14 protein-coding genes and 1 pseudogene are annotated in these 9,012 nt (G+C 64.7%); 6 read left to right on the forward strand and 9 right to left on the reverse strand.

The window, feature by feature from the left end:
• The 5 genes and pseudogenes from BHQ40_RS22885 to BHQ40_RS22905 all read left to right on the forward strand — a co-directional run.
• Positions 1-229 (forward strand): annotated as a pseudogene (locus BHQ40_RS22885) (LPD7 domain-containing protein); the annotation flags it as partial.
• A 115-nt stretch (positions 230-344) separates the two neighbouring features.
• A complete protein-coding gene (locus BHQ40_RS22890) occupies positions 345-1,205 on the forward strand; it encodes a type IV toxin-antitoxin system AbiEi family antitoxin (RefSeq protein ID WP_004212781.1) in 861 nt (286 codons plus the stop codon).
• Positions 1,202-2,128, forward strand: a complete 927-nt coding sequence (locus BHQ40_RS22895) for a nucleotidyl transferase AbiEii/AbiGii toxin family protein (protein WP_004212782.1) — start codon at positions 1,202-1,204, stop codon at positions 2,126-2,128. The genes BHQ40_RS22890 and BHQ40_RS22895 overlap by 4 nt, the downstream gene beginning before the upstream one ends.
• A gap of 79 nt (positions 2,129-2,207) precedes the next feature.
• The gene (locus BHQ40_RS22900) at positions 2,208-2,867 is read left to right on the forward strand and encodes an SOS response-associated peptidase family protein (protein WP_004212783.1); all 660 of its coding nucleotides are present in this window, start codon (positions 2,208-2,210) and stop codon (positions 2,865-2,867) included.
• Positions 2,868-2,915: 48 nt separating this feature from the next.
• Positions 2,916-3,560 (forward strand): SOS response-associated peptidase, encoded by a 645-nt coding sequence (locus BHQ40_RS22905; RefSeq protein WP_004212784.1) that lies wholly within the window; start codon positions 2,916-2,918, stop codon positions 3,558-3,560.
• A 10-nt stretch (positions 3,561-3,570) separates the two neighbouring features.
• Here the strand turns inward: BHQ40_RS22905 and BHQ40_RS22910 are convergent, their stop codons facing one another.
• Positions 3,571-3,768 carry a hypothetical protein gene (locus tag BHQ40_RS22910; protein ID WP_037491530.1) on the reverse strand — a complete coding sequence of 66 codons (198 nt, stop codon included), beginning with the start codon at positions 3,766-3,768 and terminating at the stop codon, positions 3,571-3,573.
• Between the two features lie 433 nt (positions 3,769-4,201).
• Between BHQ40_RS22910 and BHQ40_RS22915 the strand changes: the two genes are divergently transcribed.
• On the forward strand, positions 4,202-4,429 hold the full coding sequence (locus tag BHQ40_RS22915) for a hypothetical protein (protein ID WP_004212785.1): 228 nt from the start codon (positions 4,202-4,204) through the stop codon (positions 4,427-4,429).
• A 21-nt stretch (positions 4,430-4,450) separates the two neighbouring features.
• On the opposite strand, the gene BHQ40_RS22920 is transcribed toward BHQ40_RS22915, so the two are convergent.
• The 8 genes from BHQ40_RS22920 to BHQ40_RS25925 form a co-directional block, all read right to left on the reverse strand.
• Positions 4,451-5,587 (reverse strand): relaxase/mobilization nuclease domain-containing protein, encoded by a 1,137-nt coding sequence (locus tag BHQ40_RS22920; RefSeq protein ID WP_004212786.1) that lies wholly within the window; start codon positions 5,585-5,587, stop codon positions 4,451-4,453.
• Entirely contained in the window at positions 5,584-6,114 is a 531-nt protein-coding gene (locus tag BHQ40_RS22925) for a CopG family ribbon-helix-helix protein (protein WP_004212787.1), read from the reverse strand. Before BHQ40_RS22925 ends, BHQ40_RS22920 begins: the two co-directional genes overlap by 4 nt.
• Positions 6,115-6,367: 253 nt before the next feature.
• The gene (locus BHQ40_RS22930; RefSeq protein ID WP_230588560.1) at positions 6,368-6,580 is read right to left on the reverse strand and encodes a hypothetical protein; all 213 of its coding nucleotides are present in this window, start codon (positions 6,578-6,580) and stop codon (positions 6,368-6,370) included.
• A 59-nt stretch (positions 6,581-6,639) separates the two neighbouring features.
• Positions 6,640-7,536, reverse strand: coding sequence for a ParB/RepB/Spo0J family partition protein (locus tag BHQ40_RS22935; protein ID WP_004212789.1), 897 nt, complete (start codon positions 7,534-7,536; stop codon positions 6,640-6,642).
• Positions 7,536-8,300 carry a ParA family protein gene (locus tag BHQ40_RS22940; RefSeq protein ID WP_070158064.1) on the reverse strand — a complete coding sequence of 255 codons (765 nt, stop codon included), beginning with the start codon at positions 8,298-8,300 and terminating at the stop codon, positions 7,536-7,538. The genes BHQ40_RS22935 and BHQ40_RS22940 overlap by 1 nt, the downstream gene beginning before the upstream one ends.
• Positions 8,301-8,327: 27 nt before the next feature.
• On the reverse strand, positions 8,328-8,504 hold the full coding sequence (locus tag BHQ40_RS26370) for a hypothetical protein (protein WP_171905938.1): 177 nt from the start codon (positions 8,502-8,504) through the stop codon (positions 8,328-8,330).
• A 2-nt stretch (positions 8,505-8,506) separates the two neighbouring features.
• Positions 8,507-8,920: a hypothetical protein gene (locus tag BHQ40_RS25920; RefSeq protein ID WP_139139444.1), complete on the reverse strand. Its 414-nt coding sequence runs from the start codon at positions 8,918-8,920 to the stop codon at positions 8,507-8,509.
• Positions 8,921-8,923: 3 nt separating this feature from the next.
• Positions 8,924-9,004 (reverse strand): DUF3768 domain-containing protein, encoded by an 81-nt coding sequence (locus BHQ40_RS25925; RefSeq protein WP_253183455.1) that lies wholly within the window; start codon positions 9,002-9,004, stop codon positions 8,924-8,926.
• Between the last annotated feature and the right edge of the window lie 8 nt (positions 9,005-9,012).

Consider the following 9,012-nt stretch of genomic DNA (forward strand, 5'->3'; position numbering starts at 1 on the left):
GCAGCGCACCCTGTTCGACAATCCCGAGGCGATCATGCGGGTCATGGGGGTCGCCCGGGCGCAGCTTCAGGCGCATGTCGCAGCGGGGCGCACCATAAAGCCTGCCGAAGTCCGGGATCGGGGTCCGTCGGTGCAGCGAAGCGTGGAGCCTGCCGCGGCGCCCGCGCGCGGCGCGACAGTACGGCCTGGCCGCGAGCATAAACCGCCGGAACGCAATCGGGCCCGCTGACGCTGCGTATCGATTGGTTCATCAATCGCGCATTCTGTTCGTCTGAAGCGAACGAAATCGCGATATTATAAACTGATCCTTGTCAGCGGTTCAGAAATACGGCAATTTGTTCGGTATGGACGGACAAAGGCGCCAGACTCTGAACCAGCTTCTCACGGCGTTGCCGCCGGGTCTGCTCGTGGATTCGGCGTGGTTGCAGGCGCAGGGCGTCGCCCGCACATCGGTCCATGATTATGTTCGGCGCGGGTGGCTCGAGCGCGTCGCGCCCCGGGTCTATCGGCGCACGACGACACAAGGTGCCGCAGCATCGCTGCGATGGGACATGGCAGTGATGTCGGCGCAGCGGACCGCAGCCGGCGAACTCTATGTGGGCGGCATAACCGCTCTCGAGCTCCATGGTCTCGGGCATTTCGCCCGGCTCGGCGGGGAACGGACGGTCCATCTCTACGACCCGGACCATGCAGCCCCTTCCTGGCTCGCGACCTTGTCCACCAACGCCCAGCTCGTGATGCACCGACGCACGCTGTTCGAGGCGTCGGACCTCGGCATCGACTGGCACCGCCTCGATCTCGGCACTACGCGGCTCGGCGATGTGGCGGCCTCGCCACAGGCCAGCGAAGCCTGGGATCATTTCCTCCGCGTCGCCAGCGCCGAGCGTGCGACGATCGAGCTGATGGACGATGTGCCTGCGAGCCTTACCTTCGACCATGCCGACAAGATCTTCGAGAACCTCACGACCCTTCGTCCCCGGCTGGTGACGGACCTGCTGAAAAGCTGCACGAGTATCAGGGCCAAGCGACTGTTCCTGTTCTTCGCCGATCGTCACGCGCATGGCTGGGCGAAGCGGATCGATCGCGACGTCGTCGATCTGGGCCGGGGCAAACGCCAGCTCGTACCCGGTGGCCGACTGGACACACGGTATCAGATCACGGTGCCCGAAGCCTTCGGCCCCAAAACCGAAAGTGAAGACCAATGACGGCGCAGATCTATGCGGACCAGGTACGACTGCTGGTCCGCGCCATCCCGGAAATCGCGCAGGAGGAGATCTTCGCGCTCAAGGGCGGAACGGCGATCAACCTGTTCGTGCGGGATCTCCCACGCCTGTCGGTCGACATCGACCTTGTCTACCTGCCGGTTGCCGATCGCGAGAGCTCATTGCAGGCCGTGAGAGACGGGCTCGAACGGGTCGCGGGCCGTCTCGAACGGGGTGGCCGCATGGCGGTCGAGCGTCGCCTGCTTCCCGACGGCAAGCGTCTTGTCGTCCAAGCCGACGGTGTGACGATCAAGATCGAGGTCTCGCCGGTCTTGCGCGGAACGGTATTTTCGCCTGCCGTGCGATCGGTCAGCCGCGCGGTCGAAGACCGTTTCGGTTTTGCCGAGATGCAGCTGGTGTCCGAGGCAGATCTCTATGCGGGCAAGATCGCGGCCGCGCTCGACCGCCAGCACCCGCGCGATCTGTTCGACATTCATTTTCTCTTCGCCAATGAAGGGATCAGCGATGACCTCTTCAAGGCGTTCCTCATCTACCTCGTCAGTCATCCGCGCCCTGCCCATGAGTTGCTATGTCCGCACCGGCTCGACATCCGCGATCAATATGGTGCGGAGTTTCTCGGCATGACCGTCACGGACCTGCCGCTCGAGGCGCTGCTCGACGCGCGCGAGCGCCTGATCAGCGAACTTGGCGAACGGGCGCGACAGCCCGCCAACAGGCGCTTCCTCATGTCGTTTCACGAACTCGCGCCCGATTGGTCGGCGGTCGGGCTCGATCCGGAGATTGCCGAACTGCCTGCGCTGCGGTGGAAGGCGATCAATCTCGAGCGTCTACAGCGCGAGAACCCGGACAAATTCGCTGGCCAGCTCCGCGCTCTTGGCGACTGCATCGGCGAGGAGACGGCGTAAGCCTCGCCCGTTTTGTTCCATCTATGTTCCGTGATAAGCTCTCGCATCGATTCGTTTTGTGAGATGCGAGAGGTGAGCCATGTCACGGCTCTACACAGTCATCAGTACAGCTGCCGACATCGCCGCGCATTTCAATGCCGAGGCGAAGGCTGATCTTGTCGTCCCTTCGGAGACTGTCGAGGCACTGCCAGGCCTGGTCATCTTCGAAAAGGGCGGCCGTCGGATCCTGCGCGAAATGGACTGGGGCTTTCCGCGGCTCACCCGTGAGATGCGCGAACGGGACGAGCCGCCAGGCCGGATCGGTCTCGTCGCCGACCTGACCAATCCGCTGTGGGACAGCATGGTCGTCCACCCGCAATATCGCTGCCTCATTCCGCTCACCCATTTCGCCAATCCGCACGGCGATGCGAGAGCCAAGACGCGCAGCTGGTTTTCGATCGTCGACCGGCCCCTTCTTGCCTGGGCGGGCTTCTGTCGCAACGTGCCGGACTATGGGCCGGTCTATGCCGGCATGACGATGGACGCGAACAGCGCGGTCATGCCGTATAATGATCGCATGCCCGTGCTGCTGGAGTCACAGGATTATGCGCGCTGGCTGGGCGGCAGCATTCAGGATGTCATCGGCTTCCAGTTTCGCCCGCCCATCGCGGCCGAGCGGATGCAGGTACTCGATAGTGACGATCTCTGGCGCAGCGGCGATCTGCCGGTTGCGCTGCGCCCGCAAATGGCATTGCTCTGAGCGTGGCAGTGAGCAAGAACCCGTACAGTCGCCTCGCCGAGGGTAGCCATGTGTAATCTCTATACCGTGCGCAAAAGCGCTGCCGAGGTCGCCGCCCATTTCGGTGTTGCCGCACCGGCGTCGTTCAACACGCCCGAGGAGACCCTGCCGGGATATCCGGGAATGGTGGTGCGCGAGGCCGATGGCGAGAGGGTACTTGAATCGATGGTCTGGGGCTTTCCCCGACCCATGAAGAGCAAGAAGACCGGTGTCCCGATCAAGCCGAAGCCGGTCAACAATATCGCTGATCTCACCAACTTCATGTGGCGGGGGATCGCGCCCAAGCCTCAGTGGCGTTGCCTCATTCCGCTGACGGGATTTGCCGAGGCAGAAGGCGAGAAGGGATCGATGACCCGGACCTGGTTTCGCGTGAAGGATGCCCCGATCTTCGCTTGGGCGGGGATGTGGCGGCACAGCGATGAATGGGGTGCAGTCTATTCGGGACTGATGACCGATGCGAACGCAGCGATCGCACCGGTCCACAACCGAATGCCCGTCCTGCTACAGGAGGACGAATATGATCGATGGCTGCACGGCTCGCTCGCCGATGTTGAAGCGTTCCGGGATCGGGTGTTCCCGGACAAGTTGATCGAGATGGACAGGACCACCGAGCTGTGGTCGCGCCGCGCGGCAAAATCGGCGGAGACGAACTAGCCAGCGCCAGTCAGGCGCGAAGACCCCTGCGCGCCATTTCCGACCTCGCCATGCGTCCGAGCGGCGCTGTGTCGCTGGTCCCAAATATGTCCTCGAGATCGAGAAGATCTTCGTCGCCAAGCGCCCCGATCGACTGCTCGATCTCGCGAAGGGTGGAGATAGCGCGGGTGTCGCGTCGAGCCCGCCATCGAGAGTGAAGGCGTTTCATGGCGCGAGAGTAGCAAGGATGCGCGCGCCCAGCAGCGTATCGCGTTCCCTTTCCCCTGTTGAAAATTCGAATTGGCGACGTCCTAAGTCGCCTTCGTGATTGCAAATTCGACCCGATCTGGCCTAATTGACCTTGCCCGTGGAGACATGGGTGGAGGCGTCGAAACCTTCAAAAGCGAGAGCCGGTCCCAGCTATGGAGACCGGGTGGCGGACGCGTATGTCCAAGGCCACCCGGCCCAAAGGCGGCCGCGCCTGTCTCGTTTCAGGTTTCGAACACCCGGTTCCAACGCCGGCACGCCTCATAATTCAGGGCGTGCCGCCGGCTGTCCGGAGAAGATGGCTTCGGGGTGGCGCGGGCGCTCGACAAAGGGAACTGGAGCGTGATCAACGACCTGAGCTTTGGTGGACGTCTGTCCGTCTCTCCAGCTTTTTGATGGAGCCTGAAGACAAGGATCCGGTCGTCAGCGCGATCGGCGGGACCCTCGGGATCATCGGCGCTCTACTGGCGCGCGCTGGCGTCGCATCCCTGGAGGAATTTGCAGGCGCTCTGAGCGTCTATGCGCGCGTCACGCGCGAGACCGATCCCGATCAGGCCGAAATCCTGGACCAATGGGTGTCGATGCTACGTACCCTCGCGGCCCGCAGCGCCCCGCCCAACTAGCGGCGCGGCGCAACCGATCGCTCAGCGTTCCCGGTCACGCGGCTTGTGCGGCTCCCGGTCTGGCTTGTCCGCAGCCTTGGATCCCATCTCTGGTGTGCGCTCCCCCTGCCCGGCTGCGCGCTGCGCCATCATGATCTCACGCGCACGGGCAAGGCGCCGGGACACGGCCGGCGGCATGGCGGCCACGAAGCTGGTCACATCCTGCGCCAGCGCCAGATCCTCTTCCTTGCCCGTTGCCGCGAGCGCGGCGGCCGCCTGCGCATAGGTCGCACGAATGAACTTCTGACGGCCAAGCGCCGCCACATCCTCGGCCCTGCGTTCGGGCTCGGCAGAGTTCGCGAAGGTTTCAGCGCGCTCTTCGGTCAGGCGGTGAATGTCGAGCCCCTTGCCCTCTCCTGCGCCAAGGCCGTCGGTCCGCGCGTCGAGATGCCGCGCCGAAGAGCGGATGCGCTTCTGGACATGGCCCCGCGCCCGGCGCGGCGTGGCTTCGGCGGCGACCCCCCGCTCGCGCAGCTCATGCGCAAAGCTTTCACGCCAATGATGCAGGTCGGCTTTGCGCGGATTGAACCGGGTGCCGTCCTCGCCCTGGGTGGCGACGGTCAGATGAACATGGGGATGGTCCGTGTCGGTGTGCAGCGCGACCATATAGGCAAACTGCCCCTCAAACTCGACGCGGGCAAAAGCCTGAACTGCGTCATGGATGGTCGCGGCATCGGTCGTGCCGCCCGGCATCGACAGCACCATCGACATCGACGTCGGCCGATCGCGTCCAGTCGGGTTCATCGCATCGTCGAGCATCGCCCAGTCGCTGGCGATTGCCTTCAGCCGCTTCTCGTCGGTGATGATCTCGCCTTCACTGCTGCGCACCTCGAGTTTGCCATGCCGCGAGATGTAGCCGAAATGCTCGGAGAGATGCGCAGGCCCCCGCTGCTTGCCCGAGATCTTGACCATGACCTCGGGCGCCTTGCGCACGATGCGCTCGAGCTTGGCGCGCGCCTGCGCGGGCGTGAGCATGGCCGAGCCATCACCGCCCGCACTGCTCCGGCCGCCCCGTATCCGCAACGTCGCGCCTTTCAACGTACGCTTGCCGCCGCTCGGCGGGCGCCAGGCCTCCATCAGGCTCGGGAGCGGCAGGACGTCTTCGTCGCCGCCGCTCATGCCGGCGTATCCCAATAGCTCGCATCGCCCTTGAGCGCCTGGCCCAGCGCCGCGAGCTTCTTGTCCACATCATCGCGGAAGGACGCAACGCGAGCGGCCTCCCGTGCGAGGTCGAGGCCGGAATCGACCATCGTCGCGGCGTGTAGAGCGTGGACCGCCTGATTGAGGTTGATGCCGATGCGGTTGAGCTCGCGCCAGGACTGCGCGATCGCCGCGCGATCGGGACGCGGTGGCGGTGCCTTGCCGAAGAGACGCCGGCGCAAAAGGGCAACGATCCATTCGGTGCGCTTGAGGCCACGCGCCTCCGCCGCCGCATCGAGCAAGGCCAGGTCGCTCGGGGTCAGGCGAACCTCGACCCGGCCCGTCGTGCGCTCGCGAGGCGCCGGCACCACGACATCGTCCGCGTTCGTGCGCAGCGCCTCGTCGACCAGCCCACGCAGCAGTGCCGAGCGGCCGCCGCGGGAGGCTGCCATCGCATCGAAGCGCGCCGCGAGATCATCGGGCAGGCGGAGGCCGAAAAAAGCCATGCGCCATCCTATTGTTAAACATCCCCGGCGACAAGCCTATCCGGCCCTCACCTTAATTGACCCCTTCCATAGTCTGCTCAAGCAGACTCGCAGCCTCTCTGGAAGAAGCGCCTCACCGGCTGCGCAAGCAAGCCCGAAATGATCGTTGAAAAGAAAATGGCGGCATCCCTGAAGGAGGGATGCCGCCATCATTCGATCTGAAAATTCAAGCTTACTGACGCGGAGTGAGTGGTGCTGTTGGCCGGGGCCAGCGCTACCCATCATTGTCCGGGTGCGGCGGGTTGGCCTCGTCGATCAAGCGCTGGATGGCCGCGATCGGCGTATCATCCTCGAGCCGGATCATCGCGCCGCAGGAACAGGCAGCGGCTTTCTGCAAGCGCATCTGCCGGTACGGAACACTCAGTTCGGCTCCACATTTCGGGCAATCCACCTGTGCGCAGATATCGTCCAGTTCGCCGGTCATCATGCCTCCTTGCGCGAAGCGACTCATCGCAGGTTGAGAAACAGCCTACTCCAGTCCAGCGCTCATTCGAACGACAGATCGCGCGAGGCGACCTCACCCTCATCGCCGTCATCGAACACCACCCGAACGCGCTCGGGCAATATGAGCCGGGCGGATCGGGCGCCGACCATCACCTTGACGGGGCTGGGCGCCACGATCGGACGCGCGTGCCCTGCCCGGCCCGTCGGCTTGGCTGGCGATGGTGCGGCGGGCACGGCTGCCGGCGCGGTGGGCGCAGGCGCGGAACCGGCATCGACCGCACCCTTGAGCGAGGCAATGAACCGGCTACCTTCGGCAAGCGTGACGCCACGCTCGCCCAGTCCTGCGACGAACCCGCGCACCTCGACCGGATGCTTGCGGGCGGCGCGGTGGAGATCGTAGAGGACGCGGATGGGGGCCTTGTCGATCGCCTCGCGCAGATAAGGCTCCATCTCGCCATAGGCTGCGTAGAGCGAGACGAACTGCTTGGACCGGCCGAGCGCCTTGGCGATCTCGGCCTGGGTCTTGCCCTGCGCCAGCATGCGCTCGACGCCAAGCGCGAGTTCACGCGACGAGAGGCTGGCGCGCTGATCATTCTCGACGATCTGATCGGCGAGGACGTCACCGCCCTCCCCCGCTTCGCTGACGATCGCCGGAATGGTCGTCTTGCCCGCCGCGAGCGATGCGCGGTAGCGCCGTTCGCCCATGCGGATGACATGTTTGCCGTCCGCATTCCTGGGGCGAACGATGATCGGCTGCAGCACGCCGCGCACCTCGATCGACGCTGCAAGCTCGGCGAGTTCCACTTCGTCGAAGTGCGTGCGCGGATTGCCGGGGTCGGGCATCACCCAGTCGAGCGGCAAGTCCTCGACGCGCCGTGCGCTCTCATGCGCGCCCACGAGCATTCCGAACTCTTCGGCGCGCTGATCGAATTTGCCCATCAGGCGCTCTCCTTCGCCCGCGCATCGACGCGCCGTTCTACTTCGGCGAGGATCGAGCGGATCTCGTCCGAAGCCGCCTTGGCGCCGCTCCCCGTTTCATGCCAGACCGCATGATGGTTCTCGGCCGAATGCTTGTAGGTCGGGCGCGCCTTCACGAAGGCGGGGAACATGAGCGCCGGGCCGACCGCCTGGGTGAGCTTGACCGCATTGTCCATGTCCCGCTTGTCGAAGGCATTGACCATCGAGGGCAGCAGCCCGAGGAAATTGACCTTGCGCCCGCCGCGCGCGCCCTCGGCCTTCTTGAGCGCAGTCAGCAGCATCTTGGCGCATTCCAGCGAATCCTCGGCGACCTGAACCGGCGCGATGACTTCGTCCGCGACCGCCATCGCGCTCAAGGTGAGCTCGTCCCATTTGGGTCCGGTGTCGATCACACAATAATCGAAGTGGTGAGGCAGCTCGCGGAAGCGAACGATGAAGTCGTGCACGTCCTGCGCAGCCTTGACCATCTGGAGACGCGGATCGGCCGCGAACACGGTGATGCCGGCCGCGTCGTCCAGCACCAGTTTTGCGTCGGGATCGAACAGGTCGGCGGAAAACCAGCCGGTCCGTTCCTTCGCGAGCCGGCGGGTCGACGACCCCTGCGGATCGAGATCGATGAACGCGACCCGCCGCCCCGCCTGCTCGGCCAGATACCAGGCGAGATGGGTCGCAAAGAAGGTCTTGCCGACGCCGCCCTTGAGCAGGCTGATGACGATGGTCTTCACATCATGTTTCCCTGCCAGGCGCCGCGCTCAGAAATCGTCGCCACCGTTGCGAAGGTTGCGCTCATAATGGTCGCGCGCCGACCAGTCCCCACCGCCTTTGCCGAACCGGGGGCCGACATCGCGAAACAGATAGACGGTGAAGGCGAAGCACGCGAAACCGAAGAGGATCGCGTGATCGGGATGCTGGGAAAAATACTCCGCCATGATCAGTCTCCTGTAGCAGCCGCGGGCCGGGGCTGCCGGCCGCGTTGGTCGCGAAGTTCCGCATCGGGGACATCAAGACCATAGGTTTGCTTCAGCGCGTTCATGACGAGCGCGCGGATGGTGATATTATCGTGGTCGAGCGCGAGCCTTGCGATCGCGGCGTGCATCTGCGGGGTCACCCGCAGCTGCAGAAAGGCCGAGCGCCGTTCCTCGCTCCCCTGCCCCTCCGTCACCATATGCTCTCTCTCCTCTCGCGCTGCCCCGATGATCTGCGCCCACCGTATTGAATTCAATACGCCCGCGATGAGGCGTCTCCCCGGCACGACCGGCGCAGCGCGCACCAAAGTCTGCTCGAGCAGACTTTGCCCGGCACCGCCTTCATGAGGAGGGCTGGCCCCGCCGCGCGAGGCCAGCATGGCTCAATACTCTTGCGCGAGAAGAATGGTCAGCACGCGCGTGGTGACATTCTCGTCGGTCGGATCGGGCGAGCCGAACTCCAGCGCGCGGT

It is taken from the genome of Sphingobium phenoxybenzoativorans, from assembly GCF_001757355.1.
Taxonomy (GTDB): domain Bacteria; phylum Pseudomonadota; class Alphaproteobacteria; order Sphingomonadales; family Sphingomonadaceae; genus Sphingobium; species Sphingobium phenoxybenzoativorans.

Excerpts from the sequence above, each read along its gene's own strand:
- BHQ40_RS22910 (WP_037491530.1), bottom strand. The coding sequence starts at position 3,768 with ATGAAACGCCTTCACTCTCGATGGCGGGCTCGACGCGACACCCGCGCT.
- BHQ40_RS22890 (WP_004212781.1), top strand. The coding sequence starts at position 345 with ATGGACGGACAAAGGCGCCAGACTCTGAACCAGCTTCTCACGGCGTTG.
- BHQ40_RS22905 (WP_004212784.1), top strand. The coding sequence starts at position 2,916 with ATGTGTAATCTCTATACCGTGCGCAAAAGCGCTGCCGAGGTCGCCGCC.
- BHQ40_RS22915 (WP_004212785.1), top strand. The coding sequence starts at position 4,202 with ATGGAGCCTGAAGACAAGGATCCGGTCGTCAGCGCGATCGGCGGGACC.
- BHQ40_RS22935 (WP_004212789.1), bottom strand. The coding sequence starts at position 7,536 with ATGGGCAAATTCGATCAGCGCGCCGAAGAGTTCGGAATGCTCGTGGGC.
- BHQ40_RS26370 (WP_171905938.1), bottom strand. The coding sequence starts at position 8,504 with ATGGCGGAGTATTTTTCCCAGCATCCCGATCACGCGATCCTCTTCGGT.
- BHQ40_RS22930 (WP_230588560.1), bottom strand. The coding sequence starts at position 6,580 with ATGATGACCGGCGAACTGGACGATATCTGCGCACAGGTGGATTGCCCG.
- BHQ40_RS25920 (WP_139139444.1), bottom strand. The coding sequence starts at position 8,920 with ATGCTGGCCTCGCGCGGCGGGGCCAGCCCTCCTCATGAAGGCGGTGCC.
- BHQ40_RS22920 (WP_004212786.1), bottom strand. The coding sequence starts at position 5,587 with ATGAGCGGCGGCGACGAAGACGTCCTGCCGCTCCCGAGCCTGATGGAG.
- BHQ40_RS22925 (WP_004212787.1), bottom strand. The coding sequence starts at position 6,114 with ATGGCTTTTTTCGGCCTCCGCCTGCCCGATGATCTCGCGGCGCGCTTC.
- BHQ40_RS22895 (WP_004212782.1), top strand. The coding sequence starts at position 1,202 with ATGACGGCGCAGATCTATGCGGACCAGGTACGACTGCTGGTCCGCGCC.
- BHQ40_RS22900 (WP_004212783.1), top strand. The coding sequence starts at position 2,208 with ATGTCACGGCTCTACACAGTCATCAGTACAGCTGCCGACATCGCCGCG.